Annotated in this window: 23 protein-coding genes; 17 read left to right on the top strand and 6 right to left on the bottom strand. The window is 50.2% G+C overall.

Going from position 1 to position 24,462, the window contains the following annotated elements; translation table 11 throughout:
* Nucleotides 1-126: 126 nt before the first annotated feature.
* Nucleotides 127-597 (top strand): hypothetical protein, encoded by a 471-nt coding sequence (locus CSR04_RS13750; RefSeq protein WP_102796879.1) that lies wholly within the window; start codon nt 127-129, stop codon nt 595-597.
* Between the two features lie 100 nt (nt 598-697).
* On the opposite strand, the gene CSR04_RS13745 is transcribed toward CSR04_RS13750, so the two are convergent.
* On the bottom strand, nt 698-1,135 hold the full coding sequence (locus CSR04_RS13745) for a hypothetical protein (RefSeq protein ID WP_102796878.1): 438 nt from the start codon (nt 1,133-1,135) through the stop codon (nt 698-700).
* A gap of 174 nt (nt 1,136-1,309) precedes the next feature.
* On the opposite strand from CSR04_RS13745, the gene CSR04_RS13740 reads away from it, so the two are divergent.
* Genes CSR04_RS13740 through CSR04_RS13725 form a run of 4 tightly spaced genes read left to right on the top strand, consistent with a single transcriptional unit; the run spans nt 1,310 to nt 5,382 of the window.
* Nucleotides 1,310-2,152, top strand: coding sequence for a 23S rRNA (adenine(2030)-N(6))-methyltransferase RlmJ (locus CSR04_RS13740; RefSeq protein WP_102796877.1), 843 nt, complete (start codon nt 1,310-1,312; stop codon nt 2,150-2,152).
* 9 nt (nt 2,153-2,161) lie between these two features.
* Nucleotides 2,162-3,985: a protein kinase domain-containing protein gene (locus tag CSR04_RS13735; RefSeq protein WP_425427695.1), complete on the top strand. Its 1,824-nt coding sequence runs from the start codon at nt 2,162-2,164 to the stop codon at nt 3,983-3,985.
* 10 nt (nt 3,986-3,995) lie between these two features.
* Complete coding sequence (gene tesB, locus CSR04_RS13730; RefSeq protein ID WP_102796875.1) at nt 3,996-4,856, top strand: acyl-CoA thioesterase II; 861 nt, start codon at nt 3,996-3,998, stop codon at nt 4,854-4,856.
* A 1-nt stretch (nt 4,857) separates the two neighbouring features.
* The gene (locus CSR04_RS13725; protein ID WP_102796874.1) at nt 4,858-5,382 is read left to right on the top strand and encodes a gamma carbonic anhydrase family protein; all 525 of its coding nucleotides are present in this window, start codon (nt 4,858-4,860) and stop codon (nt 5,380-5,382) included.
* Between the two features lie 314 nt (nt 5,383-5,696).
* On the opposite strand, the gene rsmF is transcribed toward CSR04_RS13725, so the two are convergent.
* Nucleotides 5,697-7,115 carry a 16S rRNA (cytosine(1407)-C(5))-methyltransferase RsmF gene (gene rsmF, locus CSR04_RS13720; RefSeq protein ID WP_102796873.1) on the bottom strand — a complete coding sequence of 473 codons (1,419 nt, stop codon included), beginning with the start codon at nt 7,113-7,115 and terminating at the stop codon, nt 5,697-5,699.
* A gap of 174 nt (nt 7,116-7,289) precedes the next feature.
* Here rsmF and add point away from each other — a divergent pair, with 174 nt between their 5' ends.
* The gene (gene add / locus CSR04_RS13715) at nt 7,290-8,288 is read left to right on the top strand and encodes an adenosine deaminase (RefSeq protein ID WP_102797083.1); all 999 of its coding nucleotides are present in this window, start codon (nt 7,290-7,292) and stop codon (nt 8,286-8,288) included.
* Between the two features lie 13 nt (nt 8,289-8,301).
* On the opposite strand, the gene CSR04_RS13710 is transcribed toward add, so the two are convergent.
* A complete protein-coding gene (locus CSR04_RS13710; protein WP_102796872.1) occupies nt 8,302-8,496 on the bottom strand; it encodes a hypothetical protein in 195 nt (64 codons plus the stop codon).
* Nucleotides 8,497-8,556: 60 nt separating this feature from the next.
* On the opposite strand from CSR04_RS13710, the gene CSR04_RS24965 reads away from it, so the two are divergent.
* The 3 genes from CSR04_RS24965 to CSR04_RS13700 all read left to right on the top strand — a co-directional run bounded on the left by CSR04_RS24965 (nt 8,557) and on the right by CSR04_RS13700 (nt 11,655).
* The gene (locus tag CSR04_RS24965; protein WP_172449358.1) at nt 8,557-9,045 is read left to right on the top strand and encodes a MarR family winged helix-turn-helix transcriptional regulator; all 489 of its coding nucleotides are present in this window, start codon (nt 8,557-8,559) and stop codon (nt 9,043-9,045) included.
* Nucleotides 9,035-9,517, top strand: coding sequence for a GNAT family N-acetyltransferase (locus CSR04_RS24960; RefSeq protein ID WP_245921617.1), 483 nt, complete (start codon nt 9,035-9,037; stop codon nt 9,515-9,517). Before CSR04_RS24965 ends, CSR04_RS24960 begins: the two co-directional genes overlap by 11 nt.
* Before the next feature lie 527 nt (nt 9,518-10,044).
* On the top strand, nt 10,045-11,655 hold the full coding sequence (locus CSR04_RS13700; RefSeq protein WP_102796871.1) for a methyl-accepting chemotaxis protein: 1,611 nt from the start codon (nt 10,045-10,047) through the stop codon (nt 11,653-11,655).
* A gap of 29 nt (nt 11,656-11,684) precedes the next feature.
* On the opposite strand, the gene CSR04_RS13695 is transcribed toward CSR04_RS13700, so the two are convergent.
* Nucleotides 11,685-13,847 (bottom strand): S9 family peptidase, encoded by a 2,163-nt coding sequence (locus tag CSR04_RS13695; protein ID WP_102796870.1) that lies wholly within the window; start codon nt 13,845-13,847, stop codon nt 11,685-11,687.
* Nucleotides 13,848-13,995: 148 nt separating this feature from the next.
* Between CSR04_RS13695 and CSR04_RS13690 the strand changes: the two genes are divergently transcribed.
* From CSR04_RS13690 to CSR04_RS13680, 3 genes are read left to right on the top strand one after another with little or no spacing between them, the layout of a single operon-like run.
* Nucleotides 13,996-14,568 carry a DUF6151 family protein gene (locus tag CSR04_RS13690; RefSeq protein WP_102796869.1) on the top strand — a complete coding sequence of 191 codons (573 nt, stop codon included), beginning with the start codon at nt 13,996-13,998 and terminating at the stop codon, nt 14,566-14,568.
* Complete coding sequence (locus tag CSR04_RS13685) at nt 14,568-15,068, top strand: HAD family hydrolase (protein WP_102796868.1); 501 nt, start codon at nt 14,568-14,570, stop codon at nt 15,066-15,068. Before CSR04_RS13690 ends, CSR04_RS13685 begins: the two co-directional genes overlap by 1 nt.
* A gap of 32 nt (nt 15,069-15,100) precedes the next feature.
* Nucleotides 15,101-15,967: an alpha/beta hydrolase gene (locus CSR04_RS13680; protein WP_102796867.1), complete on the top strand. Its 867-nt coding sequence runs from the start codon at nt 15,101-15,103 to the stop codon at nt 15,965-15,967.
* A gap of 6 nt (nt 15,968-15,973) precedes the next feature.
* Here CSR04_RS13680 and CSR04_RS13675 read toward each other — a convergent pair whose 3' ends face one another.
* Nucleotides 15,974-16,867 (bottom strand): LysR family transcriptional regulator, encoded by an 894-nt coding sequence (locus CSR04_RS13675; protein WP_102796866.1) that lies wholly within the window; start codon nt 16,865-16,867, stop codon nt 15,974-15,976.
* Nucleotides 16,868-16,967: 100 nt separating this feature from the next.
* Between CSR04_RS13675 and CSR04_RS13670 the strand changes: the two genes are divergently transcribed.
* Nucleotides 16,968-17,603 carry an NAD(P)-dependent oxidoreductase gene (locus CSR04_RS13670; RefSeq protein ID WP_102796865.1) on the top strand — a complete coding sequence of 212 codons (636 nt, stop codon included), beginning with the start codon at nt 16,968-16,970 and terminating at the stop codon, nt 17,601-17,603.
* Between the two features lie 44 nt (nt 17,604-17,647).
* Here CSR04_RS13670 and CSR04_RS13665 read toward each other — a convergent pair whose 3' ends face one another.
* A complete protein-coding gene (locus tag CSR04_RS13665; RefSeq protein ID WP_102796864.1) occupies nt 17,648-18,871 on the bottom strand; it encodes an MFS transporter in 1,224 nt (407 codons plus the stop codon).
* A 114-nt stretch (nt 18,872-18,985) separates the two neighbouring features.
* Between CSR04_RS13665 and CSR04_RS13660 the strand changes: the two genes are divergently transcribed.
* The 4 genes from CSR04_RS13660 to CSR04_RS13645 all read left to right on the top strand — a co-directional run bounded on the left by CSR04_RS13660 (nt 18,986) and on the right by CSR04_RS13645 (nt 24,445).
* Nucleotides 18,986-19,498 carry a MarR family winged helix-turn-helix transcriptional regulator gene (locus CSR04_RS13660; RefSeq protein ID WP_102796863.1) on the top strand — a complete coding sequence of 171 codons (513 nt, stop codon included), beginning with the start codon at nt 18,986-18,988 and terminating at the stop codon, nt 19,496-19,498.
* 99 nt (nt 19,499-19,597) lie between these two features.
* Nucleotides 19,598-20,149 carry an RNA polymerase sigma factor gene (locus tag CSR04_RS13655; protein WP_102796862.1) on the top strand — a complete coding sequence of 184 codons (552 nt, stop codon included), beginning with the start codon at nt 19,598-19,600 and terminating at the stop codon, nt 20,147-20,149.
* Entirely contained in the window at nt 20,146-21,075 is a 930-nt protein-coding gene (locus tag CSR04_RS13650) for a FecR family protein (RefSeq protein ID WP_102796861.1), read from the top strand. Before CSR04_RS13655 ends, CSR04_RS13650 begins: the two co-directional genes overlap by 4 nt.
* Before the next feature lie 106 nt (nt 21,076-21,181).
* Nucleotides 21,182-24,445 (top strand): TonB-dependent receptor, encoded by a 3,264-nt coding sequence (locus CSR04_RS13645; protein ID WP_102796860.1) that lies wholly within the window; start codon nt 21,182-21,184, stop codon nt 24,443-24,445.
* Nucleotides 24,446-24,462 lie beyond the last annotated feature (17 nt).

Raw genomic sequence — 24,462 nt, 5'->3', positions numbered from 1 at the left:
CAATGGTAGCTCACATTGGGGTAGTTGCATCCCAAGCAGGCTTGTTCTGGTCAAGGCTGTATTTGCAAGGAAGTGACTTAACGCCTATATGTTGTTGGGCTTGAAAGAGAATTTAAGGGAACCAGTATGTTTAAGCGGAGCAGAGTTTTTCAGTTAATCCTACCCATTTTGGCCTGTCAGCTTGGCAGCTCTTTGCAGGCTGCTGAGGCAAAACATTACCCAGGGATCTTTATTGGTGTCCTGAATGCAGCCGGAGAAACAGACTTATCCTTAGGCTTGGAGTATGAATTTCGGTTTAGCAAACAATGGGGAGCGGGTCTGGTTTATGAGAAGGCCAGCGATACCCATCATGGTGATGGGGTCTCTGCAACTATTGCTGCGCTTTACTACCATCCCTATGCGGGGTGGCGTGTGGGGGCGGGAGTCGGCAGGGAAAAAATACATGGTCATCATGGGCACAGTGAAGACCTGTATCGCTTAAATCTGGCTTACGACTTTCATTTTGGCGGTTTTGGCGTGGCACCGACGTTCAGCATCGACAGGGTCGATGGACATCATAGCCGGGTTTACGGGATAAGTATCACGAAGGCCTTTTAAGTAAAAAGTGAGCATCGAACTTAGCCGTAACAGGTGCACTTGTCAGTGACACAAGCACATCATCCTGTCAGTCCTGTTGCAAAGCCGTGCTGACATGGTTTTAAGGCTTTCTGCTGTTTGCTAACGCCTGCAATACATCAATGGCGCCTTGATAATGCTTTTGTGCCTCGGCTGGCATGCCATTGCTAAAGCGGCTCAGGCTTTGTTGCATTTCACCGAGAAAATTATGCCGTGGATTCGCATCAGCGTTCATCGACCTTGGCGCCCCAAGTACCAGAAGTTCACCCCGGCCAATGAAACCGCCCTGATACAGCGCGTCAGACAGGGCGTGCATTTCACGTTGCGAAATATTGGTAACGTCATAGTTGTCGGCAAGAGATTGCCAGTTTTCCTGCAACTGCTTGCCCTGCTGGCTGAGACTCACCTTATCTTCGCTAGCAGAGGCATTAGTCTGCGCCGAGGCATAGTGTGTGTTTCTTCCTGCAGTTTCATGCGTTGCGGTAATGTAGTGGGAATACCCAGTCTGACTAACCTGCATACCCATCTCCTTATCTTTGTCTGCGTGGCACTAAGACGTGCACATGGTTTGCGTTCATCGCATTTCTGTTCACTTGCAGAACCTTATGTAAGCAAGTGGCTTGCCAGATTACTTTGCCGCTTGCCCCTCAAATCCCTTACACTTATGTCAGTCTGTTTTTTCAGGAAAATTCCGTTGTTCAGTTACCGCCACGGCTATCACGCCGGAAATCATGCCGATGTGCTTAAACACCTTTGTCAGATGTTGCTGTTAAACAAACTGGCCGAGAAGGACAAAGCCTTTGTTTATCTCGACACCCATAGCGGGGCAGGAATCTATGATTTAACCAGTGCTCAGGCGCAAAAAACCGGTGAATACAAGGATGGCATTGACCGCTTGCTGGATGCGGACTGCCAGGATCCGAATATCCGAACCTATCTGAAATTGGTGGAAGACTATCGCAAATTCAACCGTTATCCCGGTTCGCCTGAACTGGCCAGAACACTGACCCGCAGTCAGGACAGCCTGCAACTGATGGAATGGCACAATAATGAAGTGCAAAACCTGCGCGGTAATTTCAAAGGTGTGGACAACGCACACATCCACCATCGTAATGGCTTTGAAGGACTGGTGGCCATGAGCCCGCCTAAGCCGGCGAGGGGACTGGTATTAATCGACCCCTCTTATGAAGTAGAGTCCGACTATCAGGATGTAGTGACATCGGTTACCCAAGCGCATAAGCGTTGGAAAACCGGTGTTTTTGCCATTTGGTACCCGTTATTGGCTAAACGTCGCGATCGCAGTGAGCGGATGTTGAAGGCGCTGAGCAGTATCAGCGCGACAGACGTGGTGGATATTCAACTTAAGCTGCTTCCACAGGACCAGGAAGTGGGGATGTATGGTTCCGGTATGGTGGTGATTAATCCGCCCTGGCAGTTTGACCAACAGCTTAATGCGTTACTGCCGGAACTGGTCACCGCCCTTAAAGACTGGCCCGGCGCCAGTCACAGCCTGACTTGGCTGGCAAGAAGCGAGTAAGCCGTGTCATTGCTGGACTCGAAGCTTAAACATTTCTATATCCCGGATGAACAGTCTATTTATTTACTGTCTCATCAGGATGCACAAAAGCTGAAGGACTGGATAGCGCTGTGCACAGAACAACTTGAGCTGTTGGGTTACCGGAATATTGAGCTAATCGGCAAAGGCGCCTTTGGCTTTGCGTTTGCTGGTGTGAATGAACAACACCAGCAGCTGGTGTTTAAATTCTCCCGTATTAACTTACCCCAACATGTGCAGGATCGTCTCGAAGAAGAAGCTTTTATGCTAAGCCAGGTGGAACATCCCAGCGTGCCGCAACTGGAAGAGTTCCAGCGCATTAAAAAACAGGCCATTCTGGTTATGGAAAGGGCGAAGGGGTTGGATCTGGAACAGGTGTCACTTAAACAGGGGCCCTTATCTCCCCGCCTGGTAACGCGTATTGCGGCGCAACTGGCTGAGATCCTGCTGGCGCTGCGCAATCATGGTAATCCGCAGCAGCCCAGACCTATAGTGCATGGCGACATCAAACCGTCCAACCTGGTGTTTGATGCTGATTCAGAAAACGTGGCGCTGATTGACTGGGGATCGTCGGTTTTTGCTCAGTTGGATGCAACAGGCAACTTTGTTGGCAACAATGTGATGGATCTGATGTCCAGCGACTTACAGCAAACTAATGCCAGATTGGGGGATGTGTATTTTATTGGCGATGAACAACTGGACGGAGCCCTGTCCAGCCCCAGATTCGATGAACAAGGGGTGGCCAGCACACTGTATGCCTTGGCGTCGGGCCAATCCAGTCGCTTTGGCCGTAAGGTTATTTCACCCAACTCACTGGGGTTACCGCGCGAGCTGGCGCAGACTCTGACCGCGATGATGAGTGATGATGCAACTGAGAGACGCCATGGCGGCGACTATTTTTTAAAGAATATGCGTCATATGCGTCATCTGGTGTTCAGTGCAGACGACGACATGGAATATCAGCCGGTCATTCCCTGCTGGACGCATAAGCGCAGTAAAGCGATTGATACGGTGGTGTACAGTTCAAGAAAATCTTTTCTGCGCGCTGAGTCGATTGAGGATGAGCTGCGATACCTCAACGATGAGCAATTTGAACGTTATTATAAAAACTATATGCAGGGAATGGGGGAAACGGAAAAAGCCTTTATTGCTGCAGTCAGCCGTTTGGGGCGCTATCCCGTAGTGGGCGGGCTGGCGGTGCGCTGGCATCCGGAAGGGATTTACATTGATTCAAGTCTGAATCTGTATGACCCATCGATGAAACGTTCCTTTGAAATATCTGTGAATAATGTGGTTACCCTGGCGCGGGCTATCCACCGGGTAGGAGTATTTAAAAGTTGTATGTTTAATGCCAGGGACACCTTGCACCTTGAGCGCACCAGCGAAAATGAGCCATTTCAGCCCATCGCGGGCATGCAGATACCCTTTGAAACCAGCAAAATTTCAGTGACCGAAGCACAAAGTCGTATGCATTCTTATTTTGAGGATGGCGAAGACCCGGATGAGCTGCTTAAACTACCGGCCAGTATCCGTGCCATTATTGAAAAACTTAACGACATCCATCATACCGGTTGTATTATTTTTGAAGCCCTGCCCACACATCTGAAGATTCACAGTTACTACACCTTGCTGGACCATGATAAAGAAGCGGAATTTAAGGAATTGCTGGCCAGGCTATTGGTGCATATTCCCGAGATAGAAGGACTGGGTATCTCCGGGTTTATGAAGCTACCCTATAAAGATACGCGATTTTTTGATCATATTGTCGCGGCGCCAGATAAGTTTTACCCTCGTAACCCCTTGCTGAAGAATTGAAGTAACAGGCATGAATGATATTAAACTGACGGAATTACTGACCCTGGAAAAGCTAGAAGAAGGCCTTTATCGGGGGGTAAGTTGGGATCTGGGCTTTCGCGCATTATTTGGAGGCCAGGTGATGGGCCAGGCACTGGCTGCAGCGCAGCAGACTGTTGAGCCAGAGCGAGTGGCGCATTCTTATCATTGCTATTTTTTGCTGCCTGGCGATGCCCATAAGCCAGTGGTCTATGACGTGGAAAATATGCGCGACGGGCGCAGTTTCTGTACCCGCAGGGTCAAGGCGATTCAGGGCGGGAGAACCATCTTTTTTATGACGGTGTCGTTCCAGTCACCGGAGGATGGTCTGACCCATCAGCATGGCGATATGCCTGATGTGCCAGCGCCGGAAAGCTTGCAGCCGGACATTCGTTATTATGAAAATGTACTGGATAAACTGCCGGCGGTAATGGTGGAAAAGCTCGCTTATCACCGGCCTATAGATATGCGCACGGTACAGGCGATTAATCCGATGGCCCCCAAGGTGATGGAGCCAATGCGCTATGTTTGGATGAAAACCAGCAGTGTACTGGCCGATGATTTAAACCAGCACCAAACCACGCTGGCGTATGCGTCTGACTATTATTTTCTGGTGACCGCATTGCAGCCCCATGGTATGTCGATTATGAATCGCAGCGTTCGAATGGCCACTATTGATCACGCCATGTGGTTCCACAGACCATTTCGTTTTGACGATTGGCTGCTTTACTGTATGGAGAGTCCGTTTTCAGGCAATGCCAGAGGGCTGGTCAGGGGACAAATATTTAACCGGGCAGGCCAATTGGTGGCATCCACCATGCAGGAAGGCCTGATGCGAAAGATCGGGGATTGATATGAGATATAGAATTGGCGGTAAAGCACCCAGGATCGGGCGCGATGTGTTTATTGCACCAGATGCGCAAATTATTGGTGATGTCGCGCTCGAAGAGCAGGCATCGGTTTGGTTTAACGTGGTGATGCGGGGCGATAATGAACTGATTCAGGTTGGGGCCGATACCAATGTTCAGGATGGCAGTGTTTTGCACACCGATATAGGCTATCCGTTGACTCTGGGTAAAGGCGTGACAGTGGGCCATAAGGTAACGCTACATGGCTGTGATGTCGGTGATTACAGCCTGATTGGCATTAATGCTGTGGTACTAAATGGCGCTAAAATTGGCCGCTACTGCCTGATAGGGGCTAACACCTTAATTACCGAAAATATGCAGATACCGGATCGCAGTCTGGTGCTGGGCAGTCCTGGCAAAGTGGTACGTAGCCTGACCGATGAACAATGTAACATGCTGGAGGCATCAGCCGCTCACTACGTGCAAAACGGCAAACGCTATTTGATGGAACTGGCAGCGCTGGAAGAATAATAAAAAAGACCCAGAGACCCGGGGAGGGCTCTGGGCTTAGGGGAATGGCTCTATTCAGAGCCGTGCGCTAACTCAAAGCTTGGAAAATGGAGAAGTGTCATACAAAATTTTTCAAGCCGGACGATAATTGTAGAACAGCCTTGCTGAATTTATAAACAATTTTTTCCATCATTTATTTTGTCTATTTAAATCAAAATTTTAGATAATATTTATGGCAACGTTGTCATCAGCTTGATAACAGGTTGTGCAGGGCTTATCCACAGTATTTCCAGCGTGCTATGACGGCCGTTTTTTGACTTTGAATAGCATGCTTTTTACAAACTGAGCCCGTCTCTGACCAGGTCGCGGGGCAGCGAATTTTTCAGCTTTTGACCAATCCCCTTTCCTAAGCCGACCACAAAGCCGTCAAGGCAAACCAGTAGTTCTCCCTGTGGTATTTGTTCGAGGAAAAGATCTCTGCCCTGATAAAACTCAGACAGTTGCGCCAGGTTCAGATTTACCCTGGGGCTGTTATCTGTGAGAGTCAGGGCCAAAGCCGCTTCATGGCTCAGGCGAAAACCCTGCTTATGGGCTGTCGCCAGTTTTACACCGATGCGATCAAAACGAAAACGGCCAATAAGCTCTGTAAAGGCGTCAGGGAACAGCCAATAGTCCTTGTCCCTGACATACAGGCGGAAACCATCTGGTAGAGTAACGGCAAATTGTTGGTACAGATAGTCGCAAAGTAACGCTTGTTGTTTAGCGGATACTGGCTGGTATGGAAAATTTCCGGCTTTCTTGTGGTTTATGCTTTCGCCTGCAGAATGATTTTTTCTCAGCCGCGCCACAAAAAAACCTTCGCTGTCAAAACGTTGCGGCCAGACGTGCAGGTAACCTTCAGCGGTTACTACCTGTTCTGCGCCAGCAAACAAATCAGCCAGCGATTCTACACTGACGGCATCGCCGTATTGTTCCAGTAGCCACTGTACCACCTGCTGATTTTCCTCAGGACTCAGAGTACAAGTGGAATACACCAGGGTGCCACCGGGTTTGAGCGCTTGGAATGCACTGTCAATCAGTCGCTTTTGTATGGCTGAGATGTCCTGCAATGCTTGCTCTGACCAATTTTGCATGGCCTGCGGATCTTTACGTACGGTACCTTCACCGCCACAAGGTGCATCCAACAAAATGGCATCAAAGGTGTCAGGCAGCCACTGACCAAATACTTCACCATCAAAATGGCTCATGGCGATATTGGCCGCACCCAATCGCTGGATTGTGGCAGACAGCACTTTCAGGCGACTGGAGGACAGTTCATTGGCCACCAGTATGCCTTGATTATTCATCAACGCACTGATTTGTGTGGTTTTGGAGCCTGGCGCAGCGGCCATATCCAAAACCCTTTCGGGAGCATCCAACTGAGCAAACAGGGCCACTGGTGGCAACATTGAACTGGCTTCCTGTATATAAAATAGTCCGGCCAGATGCTCGGCCGTATTGCCAAGCGGTGTGTTTTCCTGTTCAGGTGGGCGACTCAGCCAAAAGCCTGCGTCACACCAGGGAATGGGGGTGAGTTGCCAACCTTGCGCCTGCATTCTGTCGCAAAAGGCGCTGACGCTGATCTTGAGCTGATTGACCCGAATACTCTTACGCAGACTCTGATGGCAAATGCTGACAAACGCATGCAATTCTTGTTCAGATGGCAGCAGTTTGGCCACTTTGTCTATAAAAGCTTGAGGAAGCAATGTGTTCATGGTTAACGCCAGCAGGGTTCGAAGGCGGCATTATACGGATTTATGCGGTCGCTGCGCAGTCTAAGTATTGAGCGTTTAGTTAAAGTGTATTCGGTTATCCTGCTCATTGGCGTTTATACTCAACAGGTCAACACGCTCTAGTGCCACAGTAAATGCTAAAGGGAAGCAAAGATGATAATAAACCCCCACCTGCCTCTGGTTGATTTACACCGCCATCTGGATGGTAATATCCGTCCCCGTACTATCTGGGAACTGGCCCAGCAACATCAGATAAAGTTGCCGGTCAACAGCTTTGACGCTTTGCTACCCCTGACCCAAGTCCAGGATCAAACCAGTGATTTGCTCGCCTTTCTGGAAAAACTGGATTACGGCGTATCGGTTTTAGCCAACTTAGATGCTTGCTACCGGGTAGCCATGGAAAACATGGAAGACGCCCATGAGTCAGGGCTGGACTATGTTGAGTTGCGATTTTCCCCTTACTATATGGCGATGAATCACAATCTGCCTATGCCTGACGTAGTGGAAGCAGTCATCGATGGGGTCAGGGCTGGCAGCGAAAAATTCGGCATTAAAGCCAATCTAATCGGTATCTTAAGTCGCACATTTGGTGCGCAAACCTGTATGGGCGAGCTGCAGGCACTTCTGGCCCATAAAGATAAAATTTGTGCCTTGGATTTAGCCGGTGACGAGCTGGGTTTTCCTGCCAGCTTGTTTCTGGAGCATTTTCATCTGGGTCGCGATGCCGGCTGGCAGATCACCGTGCATGCAGGAGAAGCAGACGGGCCACAAAGTATCTGGAATGCCATAGAACAGTTAGGCGCAACTCGCATTGGTCATGGTGTGGCGGCAACACAGGATGAGCGTTTGATGGATTATATGGCTGAAAACGCTATTGCGGTGGAATCGTGTCCCACCTCCAACTATCAAACGGCCACCATTAAGGCCATTAAAGACTCGCCTATGCCGACGTTTTTGCACAAAGGGATTTGCGTTACTTTAAATACTGATGATCCGGCTGTTTCCAATATCAATCTCGAAAACGAATACAGGGTGGCTAGCGAGATTATTGGTTTAAGCCCGGAGCAACTGGAGCAGGTACAGCGCAATGGGGTGCAGGCGGCGTTTTTATCTGATGCAGATAAACGAGCCTTGTTTGCCAGTAAGGCCAGTTAGTTTGGCCTTTTGGTTAAAAGGCCAGGGTAGGCAGCAGTAACTGCTCTTTGATAAATTTCCCCGGTGCATACTGATTGTGTGTTGACGCAGGTATTGATACTGGGGTGCCGTTTTTCAGCCAATGCAGAATGGGTTGCCAAAGATCCTGCAGAAATTTCTTAAATCTTAGTTTGGCCAGATAACGACGTCCCGGTTGATCATCTGGCAAATTTTTCTTGCCAATAACTATAAGTAATTATATAAATAGTTATGGATATTGGGAGGATACATGCAGCAAGACTTCTTAGATGAGCTGGCAGAATTGGCGCTAGGCAGTCGCTTAAAGCGCTTGAGTGAGCGTATGCTCGCCGATGCGTCGGCCGTATACAAAGCTTATGGTGTGGAAGCGCAGCCCCGTTGGTTTACTCTGTTGGCGCTAATTTATCACCAGGGACCAACGAGTGTAGTGGATGCGGCCAACGCCCTTGGACTAAGCCAGCCGGCGATCAGCCAGTTTTGCCGACAGCTCACCGCACAAGGTTATGTTGCACTGACCAGTTGCGAGCAGGATTCCAGACGTAAGGTCATCGGTCTTACCGAGGAGGGACTTGCGCAGGTTGAGTACATGCAGCCAATGTGGCGAGATGTGGATGCTGCGGCGAAATCTCTTTGTACCGATTTTGAGAATAACTTCTATCAGGCCTTGCAAACGCTGGAGCAGGCCATGCAGAGCAAATCTTTATATCAACGGGTAATGGAGCGAAAAGATGCCAACTGAAATCGACTTTCTACCTTATAGCGATGAATTGGCTAAGTATTTTCTGAGTATTAACCAGCAATGGATTGAGGACATGTTCAGTATGGAAGCAGCCGATACCGCTATGCTGACTGACCCATATCATTATGTGATTGAGCCCGGTGGGAAAATCTGGTTTGCCCGTCATCCTGAACTGGGCATAGTGGGTACCTGCGCTTTACTTAACAAGGGGGACGGCATATTTGAGCTAACCAAGATGGGGGTGATTGCCAAAGCGCGCGGCATAAAAGTAGGGGAACCCTTGCTGCAATATGTCATCCGCCAGGCACAGGTAATGCCTGTTTCCTGTTTGTTTTTGCTGACCAATAAAAAGTGCGAGGCAGCCATCCACTTGTATGAGAAGAACGGCTTTGTGCATAGCGATGAAATCATGCGGCGTTTTGGTGCAGCTTATGCGCGCTGTGATGTGGCCATGCAATATATGGGGGTTTGACGTTTACGGTGTGCCAAGTGCGAGCCAAAATCAGACCGTGACGGGTCTGTTGTCATGCACTCTTTTTTACATTGAAACAGGCTCGCAGCATATTAGCTCTGTCAGCCTGTATCATATTTTCTGTATAGACCATAACCCGGCTTCAGAGTGGTAAGAACGAATAGCTTTTGCTCTGACCTTTGAGTCAGGTAAAAGTAAAAGGTTGTCCTCAACATTGCTAAGTCCACCCAGGGTTTTAATGGTGGATGACAGTCCATCGAACTCAATTCAATTTGTGCCGCCATTTAATATATCCCTTGGGCAGCGTCTGACCTGCCAGTCACCAGCCATAAAGTCAAAGTCTCTAGGGGCAGTAGGTTCTGAATCTAATAGCATGTTTAGTTCCTGTTTTTTAATCAGATTTAAATCAAACTAACATAGATGCTGTGTGTATATACAGTTTTCGTGTTGATAAATGCTATCGCTGGTTTACTAACTTAGATGCTGAGGGCTAGGATAGTTTGATTACGGATAAATGGAGTTGGGTAATGACCTTAAAAAAACAGTTGTTGAGTGCGTTCACTATTATTCTGGTGTTGATGGTAACGTCCAGTCTGGTGCTATGGGGAGCTGTAAACAGGCAAACTCAGATTGCCGAAGAAGTGGCTGGAGATGATGTGCCTGGCGCCATGTTGTACTTAACCATGATAGATGAAATGCGCGATATGCATGCTGCTGCATTAACATTTCTGCACGGTGAGAGCGGACAAAAGGACATCTTCAACAGCAACTATCGACAATTTATGGATGCACACCAGCAACTTGTGCCTCTTGAGTCGCGTTCAAGTCAGGATCGAGAGAAAATGTCCCGTTTGGCGGATTGGATGAAAGCCTATCACCAGGGGGTCAATAGCCAGATTTTCGCCGTTTTTGATACCAATCGGCACCGTGAATTTTTGCAATTGCACAGGAAATTTGAAGATCAATATCTGGAACCATTGGAAGACATTTTGGAGACCTCCGCCAGCGAAGAAGAATCTGACGCAAGAGCTGCATTAAATACTTTGGTTGCTGACCTGAAAATGAGCCTGACCATTCTGCTGGTTTGTACGTTGATTGCTATTGTGATTGGCGTGTTTGTGGCGTTGTATTTGTCTAACCGGATTACCAGTAAAGTGCAAAAAGTGCTGAGTGCCGCCGAGAAAATTGCCCAGGGCGATCTCAGCCAGGGCCGTGTGCCGCATAACGGACAAGATGAGCTGGACAGCTTGGCGGCTGCCAGTAATCAGATGTCAGATGCGCTCACCAGTCTGCTGCGGCACATTCGTGAGCTGTCACATAGTGTGCAAGATGGTTCTTCGCAGATCGACGCTATTAGCGGCAGCATAGCAACGCAGTCCAAAGCGAGTTCCTCGCAGTCTGCACAGGTGGCGACTGCCATTGAGGAGATGAGTGCAACCATAGGGGAAGTTGCCCAGCAAAGTCAGATCGCAGCATCCAGCTCCGATGAAGCGAAGAATATGGCGCTGACCGGTGGAAAGGTGGTCAGTGAAACCGTCTCGCAAATTAAATCGGCCTCAACAATGGTACAAACCTCTGCCGAAGATGTGGCTGAGCTGGGCAGGCTAAGTACTCAGATTGAGAACATTATCGGTGTGATAGGCTCCATTGCTGAACAAACTAACTTGCTCGCCCTAAATGCGGCGATTGAGTCAGCCCGCGCAGGTGAACAGGGGCGCGGTTTTGCCGTCGTTGCAGACGAAGTCAGAACCCTGGCTGCCAGAACCACACAGGCAACCGAAGAAGTGGCGCAAAGTATTCGTGCCATTCAGGGCCGAACGCAACAGGCTGTGGGTTCAATGAATCAGTGTGTACAGCAGGTCAATCGCAGTGTAGAGCTGGCCGAAGAGGCTGGTCGCTCGCTGGAAGGCATTGTTCTTGGTGCGGAACAAATTGCTGCCATGGTTCAGTCCATTGCCACTGCAACCGAAGAGCAATCTGCGGTGGCCCAGGAAATGGCCAGGGACATTGCAAAGATTGATGATTACAGTAAACAGTCTTTGCAGGATACCCAAGGGGCAGCGCAATCTGCCAAAGATCTGATGGGTAAGAGTCAAAATCTGACAGAGTCCATTGCCAGATTTAAGCTACCAGCATAAAAAAGCGGCCTGAGCCGCTTTTTTCATTGTTATTTACTCAACCTGTCCAGGAAAAAGGCATATTCCAGCGCTGTGTCGTGCAGGCGCTTAAAGCGTCCTGACGCACCGCCGTGGCCAGCTTCCATATCGGTTTTAAACACCAGCATATTGCTGTCGGTTTTCATTTCGCGCAGCTTGGCCACCCATTTGGCGGGTTCAAAGTACTGCACCTGTGAGTCGTGCAAGCCAGTGGTAACCAGCAGGTGAGGATAGGCCTGGGCCTTGACCTGGTCGTAGGGGGAGTAGGACAGCATGTAATCGTAATAGGTCTTGTCGTTGGGGTTACCCCATTCATCATACTCATTGGTGGTGAGTGGAATACTTTCGTCCAACATGGTGGTGACCACATCCACAAAGGGCACATGAGCCGCGACCGCTAAGTAATGCTCGGGCGCCTGATTGATCACCGCACCCATTAATAAACCGCCAGCACTGCCGCCAGCAGCCACCACTTTATCTTTATGGCCGTAGCCTTGCGCTACCAGGGCTTTGGTCACGTCGATAAAATCGTTAAAGGTATTTTTCTTGGTCAGCTTCTTACCATCTTCATACCAGGGGCGGCCAAGCATTTCAGAACCGCGGATATGGGCAATGGCGTAGACGATACCGCGATCCAACAGACTCAGTCGGTTGCTGGAAAAACCTGGATCCATGGTGGCACCATAAGAACCATAGCCATATTGGTAAAGCGGGTTAGTGCCGTCTTTTTTGAATTTGTCTTTGCGGTAAACCAGGGTAACAGGTACCTTCGCGCCGTCACGGGCCTCGACAAATAATCGCTCAGAGGCGTAATTGGCGCTGTCAAAATCGCCAAGTACAGGTTGTTGTTTTAGCTGATTTAAGGCGAAACTATTCAGATCCACATCATAATGGGTACCAGGAGTGGTCATACTGGTGTAGTAAACCCGTAGTGCCGGATTATCCAGTTCATTATTGCCATACAAGTGCACCATATAGGCATTGTCGTTGAAGCTTAGCTTGTGTGCCGGGCCCCCAGACAACTTTTGTACAAACAGCTCTGACTGACCGTTATGTCGCTGTTGATACACCAGGTGCTGGTTAAATAGTTCGAAGCCCTGTAGTTGCACATCCGGGCGGTGGGCAATGACTTCCTGCCAGTGACTTTTATCCCCTAATTTATCCGCCGCGACTTTCATCAGGCGAAAGTTTTGTGCATCCAGGTTGGTCAGCACATAAAAGGTGTCGCCAAGCTTGGCCACTTCGTATTCCAGACCGGTTTCACGGGGGACAAAGGCCTGCGGCTGAGCATTGGGATTGTTAGCATCGATCAGAGACACACCGGAGGTTTCGGTGGACGAGTGGTGTATATAGATAAGGCTGTCATCTTTGCTTTTACTGATACCGGTGTAGAAGGTATTGTCGGATTCTTCATACACTAATTCATCCTGTTCCTGAGGGGTTCCCAGGGTATGGCGGAACACCTGATAACCCAGCAAGGTTTGTGGGTCTTTTTTAATGTAATACACCGTTTTATTGTCATTAGCCCATAGGGTCGTGCCGGAGGTACCCTGCAGCTCATCGCCGAGTAATTCGCCACTTTGCAGATCTTTAAACTTTATGTTGTATATGCGACGACTTAGTGTGTCTTCAGCGTATGCCAGCAGCTTATCGTCGGGGCTGGCGCTTAGACCACCGAGGTTATAGTACTCATGCCCTTCTGCCAGCTTATTGGCATCCAATAACACCTGTTTGTCGGTACCGGCAAAATCGCTGCTGCGCACATATACCGGGTACTCATTGTCGCCGCGCATTTCCGAAGAGTAGTAAAAACTGCCGGAACGGGTGGGAACGGAGTCATCATCTTTTTTTATGCGGCTCTTCATTTCTTCAAAAAGCTCGGTCTGCAGGGGTTTTGTACCAGCCAGCATGGCATCTGCGTAGTGGTTCTCCGCTTCCAGGTGGGCCAAAACTTTTGGGTCTTCACGCTTGTCGTCACGCATCCAATAATAGTTATCTATCCGAGTGTCGCCGTGCATCACCATTTCATAGGGGATTTTCTCAGCCAGCGGGGCACTGGCCACAACGCTGACAGCTTCATTGTTGTTAGCTTGTTTTGTGGGTGTAGCCGGACTACAGGCAACCAATAAAGTGGCAGCGACTATTGAAAGACAGAAGGGCAGGTTTTTTTTCATTTTCGTTCCCTGACGCAGGTAAAAGGTTGGTTAATATACCTTTGTGATTGCATTAATGCGATATTGTTATGATGGATTGTCCAATAAGCTATTCTGCGCTGTGGACTTGTCCGAACACTTGAGTGAAAGCCCTGATAAGGAGAACAGCATGCATATTTTAGGATTAAGTTGTGATTGCGGTCAGCTACAAGGCCGGGCACTGAACGTTGGGGCCAGGACGGGGACCCGTTTGGTCTGCTATTGCGACGATTGTCAGGCGTTTGTCCGGGAATTGGGGCGCGCCGATGTGCTGGATAGTTTTGGTGGTACGGAAATCTATCAGCTGTCGCCGGCGCAATTGCAATTCAGTCAGGGCCAGCAACAATTGCGCTGTCTGAAGCTCAGTGAAAAAGGCCTGTTACGCTGGTATGCGGGTTGCTGTAATACCCCTATTGGAAATACCGTGTCGGCGTCTATGCCGCTGGTCGGTTTAATTCATAGCGTTATTCAGGAGGGGCAGGACAAAGAAGCGTTACTGGGGCCGGTGCAAGGCTATGTGCATGGCAAATTTGCCACAGCTAAGCCGCCGGCAGAAAAAAACAGTAAAGGTACACCCTGGCGCTTGCTCTTGCGCATAGTGCGCCGTTTGCTGGCAGATAAACTCTCAGGGCGAGGCAAGCCTCATCCTTTATTTGATGTGGCAGGAAAACCCGTCAGTGAACCCAGAGTACTGGATAAATAATGGTGTCTTCAGGGTATCGACATTTGTTGTTCGACTGGGGCGACACGCTGATGCGGGATATACCCGGCCAAAGCGGCCCAATGGTGAATTGGCCTGTTGTACAGGCCATGCCCGGGGCTGCAGCGGCGCTGCAACTTTTGTCCCAACGTTTTACCTGTCACCTTGCGACCAACGCCAGAGACTCCGATGAAGCTGAGATACGACAGGCACTGGTGAGGGGGGGACTGGATCAATATCTGACGCGTATCTTTTGCTTTGAACAATTAAAAGCAGAAAAACCCGCAAAGGCCTATTATCAACAAATTTGTGTGCAGTTAGACTGCCCCGGAGCGCAGATCCTAATGATAGGAGATAACCTGCATAACGATGTGCTGGGCGCACTGGATGCTGGTTTAAATGCCTGTTGGCTAAATCTACACCACGGAGAAAATACCCATGGAGTTCAGCAAGTTGAGAACTTCGACATGCTGACTTCCTGGTTGTTATCTGGTCTAGAATAAACACAAAAGATAAGAATAGGGAATGGGCGTTAATGAACAACAATAAAACCCCGGTATGGTTGATAGCCGTTTTAACCCTGTTAACCTGCTTTCGGCTGCAAGGGGGGGAATATCGTATTGCCAGCACTGAGGTACAGACCCTTGATGATAGGGGGCGCTATTACGATATCGTCGTCAAGCTTCCAGCCAGCTACTATCAGCCAAAACAGTTTACTCACCGTTACCCGGTTATTTATATGATGGACGCTGCCTATAGCTTTCCCTTGATAGCCGGTGCAACACAGTTTCCGATGAATAGTAAGTCGATGGAAGAAGCCATTTTGGTAGGTATCGACTGGCAACAAGGCCTGTCAGGAAATACCAGTCGGGTTCGGGATTTCACTCCCAGCAAAGCAGCCGACTGGCGGTTGGAAACCGGCGGTGCCCAGCGCCATCTGCACTTTCTGGCTGAGCGGGTTATACCATTTGTCGAGTCAAGATACAGAACAACCCAAGCGCAGCGTACATTTGTGGGAAATTCGCTGGGTGGTTTGTTTGGTTTGTATGCACTGCTCAACAGACCCACTTTATTTGAACACTATGTGCTCGGCAGCCCGTCATTGTGGTACGACAATAAAGCGTTGTTGAGCCAGGTGTCAGCCTGGGCTGATGGCCAAGTTGCCCCCAAAGGTAAAGTTTTCATTGGTGTCGGAGAGCTGGAAACGCCACTTGGCAGCAACATATCCCATGATTTGGTTGGCGATGCCATCAGTTTAAAAAGTCAACTTGCCCCCTGGCGCTTCGAGGATTTTGACGTGCAACTTTATCTGGTCCCAGATGCCCGGCATGAAACGGCTTTTCCTACTGTGGCCATACGCGGATTAAGCTGGTTGTTTGGCTCTTCGCAAACTACTCCTTAACGGTACCTATATCGGGGGCAATGCTGCCGCCTCGATATCGCTGCGCCAATGCGCCACCAGAAAATCAATAAAGGCACGAACAAGTGGTGATTGGTGTATTCTGGATAAGTATACCGCCCAAAGGGCCAATGAAGGGCCGGGGAAATGGCTTAATAGGGCAAGTAACTGGCCATTTTCCAGGTAAGTATTGGCCAAATCGCAAGGTAAACGCACAATGCCGCGATGACGCAAGGCGGCTTTGAGTAAAACGCCTAGATCATTGGCCTGCAGGTTACCTTTGACATCCACTAACTCTTCACCAAACTGCCAACTATGTTGTTCAAGATGCACCAGGCAATTGTGGTGGGGGAGATCCTGCGGCGTGACAGGCATGCCTGCCTGCTGCACATAGATTGGACTGGCGCAAAGCACAGTATCAATGTTGAATATTGACCTGGCTATCCATTGTTCATCCGGTTGATGGCTGAACCTTAAGGCAATATCGACTCGCTCGTCCACCAGATGAGCATAGCTGTCGGAAACCAACAAATGAATGCGGGTCTGAGGGTGCGTTGCAAGAAACGCATCCACCAGTTCGAATAACAGATTCTGGGCCAGACCAATGGGGCTTGCCACCCGGATACTGCCCCGCAATTCGGTACGCTGTTGCTGAGCCAGGGATGTCATCTGCTGCGTTTCTTCAATAATACGGCGGCAATGCTGTAATGCATGCTGACCATTATCGGTCAGGCTGACTTTACGTGTAGTGCGGTGTAACAGCCGCTGGCCCAGCCAGTCTTCTATCTCGCGCACATGTCTGGATACCTGCAGGCGGCTCAGGTTTAGTCGCTCAGCGGCCAGGGTAAAACTGCCACAAGATGCCACCTCGACAAAACTTCGTATGGCGGTGAGCTTATCCATTAGTAACCTCTACTGACACAATCATGTTCATAATGCGATGTTTATTCAAAATATATGCACCAGTAGACTGCACGCCGTCAACCACAAATTGGAGTAAAACATGAAAGTAGCGCTTTTAGGTGCCAGCGGCTGGATCGGCAGTCAGTTAGCGATTGAAGCAAAAGCTCGCGGGCATCAAGTACGTGCCCTGGTACGTAACCCACAGCGCCTCAAAGCTGAAGTCGATGAGGTACAGCAATTTGATCTGGAAAATCCGCAAAACCTGGCACAGGCAATAGGGGATGCTGAAGTGTTGCTGGTGTCGGTCGGAGGCAGAGCGACAGGTAAGCACCAAATGGTACCGGCAACCGCCAGATTGTTGCTGGAACAGTTGCCTGGCACCAATATAAAACGTCTGTTATGGGTTGGTGGAGCGGGTAGTCTGGAAGTTGCTCCGGGGGTATCTTTGCTCTCCACTGAAGGCTTTCCTGTTGCATACCAGGACGAGGCGCAGGCACAAGGTGAGGCTCTGGCGATATTTCGCAGCATGCCTCAGGCGCTGGAGTGGACCTATATCAGTCCGGCAGCAGATATTTTCCCAGGGGAGCGCCTTGGCGAATATCGAGTTGGCAAGGATAATCTGCTAACTGACGAACAGGGTAACAGCAGAATTTCGGTGCAGGATTATGCCAAGGCAATGCTTGATGAAGTTGAGCAAAAACGCTTCCCAAATCAGCGCATTGGTGTGGCTTATTAAGCCACTTAGTTTGCGGGGAGAGCTGTTCTCCCCGTCCACACTACTCAAACGGATTCACAAGGCTGTAAGGCTGAGGGAAAAGCGCGGGCATAGCTGCCAGGTGTCAGACTCAGTGACAGCAATAACAATACAAAGGCCCCTAGGGCCAGCATCAACCAGGCCATATCAAAACTGGCTAACTGGTCACGAATAATACCGGCTACCCAGGGCGCGATACTGGCGACAAGATAACCAATACCTTGAACGAAGGCAGCCAGTTTGCCGGCCATCACCGGGTCATCCTGATGATCCATAGTGACAATCATCACCATAGGAAACATGCCACCTACCCCTAAGCCTAGCAAGGTGGCCCAGAGCCATAAGCTGATATGGGGCGCCAACATCAGACCCAAAAAACCTGTTGCTTGCAATAAACACAGCGTTATCAGCACCATACGACGGTCATTTTGACGATTGGCCCAAGCCGGAAAAAACAGACCCGCCACGACTTCCATCAGGGTCAGATAGCCCATCAGCAAACCTGCCTGCTGGGCACTCATGCCGTTTTCCATGGCATAGGGCGCAAGCCAGGCCAGCACACACACAAATGCGGCGGTTCCCAGACCAAACATCATGGCAAGTTGCCAGGCCCGGCTATGTTGCCAGAAACGGGTCTTGCTGGCGGTAGCAGCGGGTTGGCTGGGTAAGTACCAGCGATGACTGCATAATAACCACAGTGCTAAGGCCACAATAGCCAACCACACCCAGTTACCTAAGCCCCCGCGCCAGGCACTGAAACTGGCAAACCAGGGGGATACCGCCGAGCCCAGACTGGCACCCGCCATAATCGCAGTAATATAAAAACCCATCATGGCGGCTATCTTGCCTGGATAGTTGGCCTTAATAATGGCTGGTACCAGACATTGGATCAGGGCAATACCCAAACCTGCAGCCAGTGCAGAAAGGATCAGGCTAAATGCTGAGTCGACAAAAAAACGCAACCCTGTGGCCAGGGCCAGAACAGCCAAAGATAAACTGATGGTACGCCCCATACCAAAACGTGAGGCGATGGTAAAGCCGAAGAAACAGGCAGCTCCCATAGCGGCAACAGGCAAGGTGGTCAGCATCGATGCAGTGGCATAACTGATGCTCAGATCCTGCTGCATGGCATCCAGCAAAGGACCGATAGAGGCTAGTACCGGGCGCAGATTCAGCGCGATCAACACGATGGTGATAAACAGCAAGGCCGGCGGTGCAGGGCGTGACGCTGTTGCTTGGTTGGTATGCATGGTAAATATATCTCTAACTGAAGTATCTTTATGTGAAGATAAAAGGAGTTTACTGAGTTAGTCGGTCTGGGTAAAGTATCTTTATATAAAGATAAAAACAGATGAGTGCCTTCCATGCCTATCACAGTCAAACAAGAAGATGACGACGACCTTGATGTATTTGCCCACCAGTGGCGAACCGAAGGTGTTGAAGGTGATCTGCTGCCGATGAAGGTGATTGGTCGTATGTTTCGTCTGATGAAAACCATTGAAGCGGAAGTAGGGCGATGTCATGAGGCATTTGATCTGAAATACGGCGAATTTGATGTGCTGGCTACCCTGAGGCGAACGGGGGCCCCGCATTGCCTTACGCCCTCGCAGTTACATCAGTCGATGCTGCTTAGCTCAGGCGCTATGACTAACCGCTTGGACAAACTCGAACAAAAAGGCCTTATTGCCAGGGCCCATAGTCAGGAAGACCGGCGCAGCGTGAAAGTACAACTTACCGATAAAGGGATGCAAACCATAGAGGCTGTGTTCCCGTGCCATCTGAAAACTCTACGTCAATTGCTTGGTAATCTGGACGATGCCAGTAGAGAGCGACTGGCAGGATCGCTAAAACAATGGCTTGCGGCTATTCAGGACTAACTCGGCGCTAAAATCCTGTTGTTGAGCTAACTGTAACAAAACTGTCATTGCCAGCCCCTATGATGCCAATCCCAGGTCGGGATGTAGCGATCATTCGGGATGAAACAGGCATTTTTAACTAAATTTTATCGAAGTTATTGGCAGGAGCTGTGTGGTTTGCTCCGGGCTAAATTCGGTAATGGCCCGCCGGATCCTGAAGATATCGCCCAACAAGCCTTTATGCGATATGCCGAAACGCAGCTTACTCAACCGCCGGATAATCCCAAAGCCTTTGTTTACACTATCGCCCGTAACCTGATTATTGATGCACACCGTCTGCAAACCCGTCAGGAGCAGCTAATTGACGAAATTTTTGTCGAAGTAGGCTTGGCGCCGCTGAATGAAAGTTGTGTTGAATCCAGTTTTTTACAGGGCGAGAAGATGCTGGTGATTGAACGGGCCGTTGCCAGTTTACCGGCTAAGCAACGGGACCTTATTGTGGCAAGCCGTTTGCGCGGTGAAACCTATCAGCAGATTGCCGCTCGTACGGGCTATTCCATGGCGGATATCAGCCGCAATATCGAACGCGCGCACACCACAATACAGACCATACTGCAGGCGTGGGAAGAGGGTCGTCAGCAATATGAACTGCAGCAAAGAGAGTATTTGTGAAAACCCAGCACCCTATCAAGCAACAAGCGCGGCACTGGTTGGTATTGCTGCATTCAGGTCAGGCCAGCGAGCAGCAGTGGCAGGAATTTAAAGCCTGGCTGCAGCAGGATAGCCGCCATCAGCAGCACTACCGGGAAGCTGAATTGCTGTGGCGCCAAACTACGTACACGGAAACTGTTGCCGATGCACTTAGTGTCAGACTTCAGGCTCGTAAGCCCAGGTATGCAAGGTATGCATGGCTGGCGGCCTGCATGGCCTTATTGGCAGTTCTGCTGGTCCCGGTTTGGCAGGTTGAGCCAGACATCCTTCAACTACACACAGAAAAAGGTCAAATCCAGACATTCAGGCTGGACGACGGATCTTCGCTGACCTTAGGCGGCGACAGTCTGGCTCAGGTGAATCTGTCCGATACCGACCGCCAGGTCTGGCTGCAAAAAGGAGATGCGGAATTTGATGTCAGTCCTGATGAGACAAGACCTTTTATAGTGACAGTAAAAAATAGCCACATTCGCGTACTTGGGACTTTGTTTGATGTGCAGCAAAGGGCTGAGCAAATCACAGTAGGTGTTGCCCATGGGCGAGTGGAAGTTAGCCAGAATCATCAGGTTCAGCTACTTACCAACAACCAGGCAGTGATGTTGGATAAGCAGGGAATGTCACCCGTGCAGTTTCTGCCTGACAGCCAGTTTGCCAATTGGCGTCAGCAAAGATTCAATTTCCAAGATAGTACGCTGGAGGATGTAATCAGTGTACTAAACCGTTATAGCAATGTGACCTTGAAACTCAGTCATCCCACCTTGGCTTCACAGCGCCTGACGGCAGCTTTTCGCCTTGACCAACTGGAGCAGATGCTCGACGCCCTGCAACTAAGCCATAACATTCATTGGCACAAAGATGCCCAGGGTGTGATTTGGCTGAGTATATGAAACTTTTGTGAAACTTAAGCTGCTGCTGGAAAACCGCCGCGGGTTATTCGTCATCCCCATGAACGCCGCAAAAAACTCGGCGAAAAACTAACTTAAAGGGGAATCCATGCGCTTTCGTATTAAACCTGCTTTGTTGGCCGTCAGTCTGGCCCTGAGCACGTCCACACAGGCTCAGCAAGCGACTACGGCTATCAGTTTTGAGGCTCAAAGCCTGGAGTCGGTTATTGCCACCTTGTCCAGACAGTTTGATCTGGTGATTATTGCCCCGGCAGATCAGACAAAGCAGATTCAGGTACAAGCTGTGCGTGAACAGACTTCTGTACTGGCCGCGCTGAAAAAGGCCTTGGCGCACACTTCTTTGCAGGCCGTGGAAGATAACAACGGCGCCATCGTAATTATGCAAAAGCCTCAGAAAACCAGCCGTAAATCAACAAATAAGCCAGTACAAGATGACAGCCTGGAAGAAGTTGTTGCCTTGGGCTCGCATATTAAAGGCGCGCGGATGGCTGACACGTTGCCGATGACGCTACTCGGTCGTGACGAATTGGACATTGCAGGGGTACAGGATGGCATGGATTTACTTCGCATGCTGCCGCAAAACGGCGATGTCAATTTTAATGAATCTGCCACTGCTGGTGGTGTCAATACCGCCAGGGGCGATGTTGCTTCGCTGAACCTGCGCTCGGTGGGCACTGGCAACACCCTGATGCTGATCAATGGCCGTCGTATGGTAATGCATCCGGGCTTTCAGACCGAGAACCTGGTGCCAGCCGTCACACCGAATATGAACGCCATACCCACTGCCGGTGTGCGAGCCGTGGAAGTAATGCGTGACGGCGCGTCGGCTTTATACGGCGCTGATGCGGTAGCCGGGGTGGTCAATACCCTGATGGTGGATGATTTTGATGGGTTAAAAGTGACCGCCCGCTACGGTGAAGCGCCCGATTTGGAACGTCGTGACAGTACGTTTCGCATCAATGCCGGTAGCGATTTTAGCCAAGGGCGCGGGCATTTTTCTGTGTTTGCCGACTATGACCATCGCAATGCCGTGCCTGCGACTAACCTGCCACAAGGCGCCTCTTCTAACCGTGAGCCGCTGTTAGCGGGAACCGACTTTGCAGGCAACACGTCCTTCGATAACCGCTCTTCTATTGGTGGCTTTGCTTACTTTGACATGTTGAAGCCGGGCAAGATCCTGCTTGATGATGGCACGGCTATCACCAACTCGTCAGGACGTTTCCATGTGCAGCCTGTTGGCAACAAGGGCTGTTTACTGGCGCTGGGGGACGGTCTGTGTGTAGACGATGGTTTTCTGTCTTCCACCGACGATCGCAACCTTTACTACGATATCGACGCCAACCGCCAGCTGTACTCGGATCGTGAGCGGGCTAATCTGTTTTCTGTGTTCAGCTATGACCTAAGCGATAAACAGGAGCTTTTTGGCGAGCTTGGGGTGTATTACGGTAAAACTGACCGCCTCAGTGAATCGTCGCGGGTACTCAGTACGGCCCGTATGGTGATCCCGGCACACAACTACTGGAACCCATTTGGTCCCAAGTACTTCGCCGATGGCAGATTAAATCCGAATCGGGTTGAGGGAGTACAGCTACCTGATGAGGGCTTGGATCTTATCCTGCGTGATTATCGCATTCTGGATGCCGGTCAGCGTCGTGGCATAGTGAAGAACCTCACATATAGAGCCTTACTCGGCACCCGGGGTAACTGGGATAACTGGGATTACGACTCGGCGATTCTATATTCACGCGCGGTTAGCGACGATCTGACTAAAAACGGCGTGTCCAGCACCAAGTTCCAGCAAGCTTTATCACTGGATACCGAAGATGCCTACAACCCTTTTAACGGTGCAGGTAATGGGGAAGGTGTATCAGTAAGCGATTTGACCCCTAACCCTGAGCATGTGATCAGAAGTATTCAGGCCGACGTGCGTAAAAAAGGCACCACCAGCCTGGCCCTTGCTGACTTTCGTTTATCCAACAACCAGCTGTATTCGTTGCCGGCCGGACCGCTGGGGTTTGCCACCGGCGTTGAATGGCGCCGCGAGGCCTTTAAAGATGACCGTGATGACAGTTTGGATGGCACATCACCTTTTATTGATGCGATCACCGGCGAGTACTCCCAAAGTGATTCACTAGGTAACAGCCCTACCAATGACACTTCGGGTGATCGCGATGTGTGGTCGGCGTTTGTGGAAATGCATTTACCGCTGGTTTCGCCCAATATGCAGTTCCCGCTGATGCAGGACATTCAACTGCAATTAGCTGCCCGCTACGAGAACCTGTCTGATGTGGGCAGTGCCCTGACACCCAGGGTCGCGGCATCCTGGGCGCTAAATGACAGCCTGATGTTGAGAGGTGCCTGGTCTGAAGGCTTTCGCGCACCAAACCTGGTACAGGTTAACGACTCCGGGGTGGCTCGCATCAACAGCACCGTTGACTACGTAAAATGTGCCTCAGAGCTGGAAAAAGGCATTATTCAAGGCGATTTTTCCAACTGCGGCGGCAGTAACGTTGAGAACGTCCGTACCGCGTCTGATCTTAAACCTGAGGACTCCACCAGCGTCAGCTATGGTCTGGTACTCACCCCATTGGATGGGCTGGTTATCACGGCAGACTACTGGAAAATCAAGCAGGAAGGTGTGGTAGGAGTGCTAAGTGGCAGTAACCAGGTAGCGCTGGATTTGTTCTATCGCCAGCAAGGTAGCAGCAATCCCAATGTGGAGCGTGAAGCACCCAGCGAAGAATTGCTGGAGTTGTATGCTGGCACTTCTATTACCCCGGCTGGGGCGATTATTCGCGTTTATGATCCTTATCAGAATTTGGATACCCGCACTATTAGCGGCATGGACTTTGCCCTGAACTACGATTGGCAGACCTCTCTGGGTTCTTTTGGCTACAGCTTGAATGCAGCCCGTCTGATCAGTTTTGAGCAACTACCGGGCAGCGAAGCCCAGCAACTCTTTACTATGGGACTACCGGTGGACAATCTGGGTGAGCTAGCAGGCATCGATGGCAAACCGCAATGGAAGGTTAACTCCACCTTGAAATGGAAGCAGGGCAACTGGCGCGCGGGGGCGACTCTGGAGTATGTCTCAGCCTTTGATGAAACCAGCGCGTCTATCACGGTGGACGATGAGATCCGCTATTGGCGAATCGAAGACTGGTATCGCGTCAACCTGTTTTCCAGTGTGCAACTGCGCGAGTTTGGTCTGGATGGCAGTAGTTTATCTGTTGGGGTGAAAAACCTGTTTGACCGTGAAGCGCCGTTGGCGGACGAGGCCTATGGTCACTTTGGGGCCGTACACAGTCCCATTGGTCGTTACTACTACCTGCAATACAGCCATAGTTTCTAACCTGAGTGGCGGCCTTG

The organism is Bowmanella denitrificans, assembly GCF_002887595.1.
GTDB lineage: Bacteria > Pseudomonadota > Gammaproteobacteria > Enterobacterales > Alteromonadaceae > Bowmanella > Bowmanella denitrificans.
The sequence above is the reverse complement of the archived record's forward strand: the minus strand, read 5'-3'. Positions and strand labels throughout refer to the sequence as shown.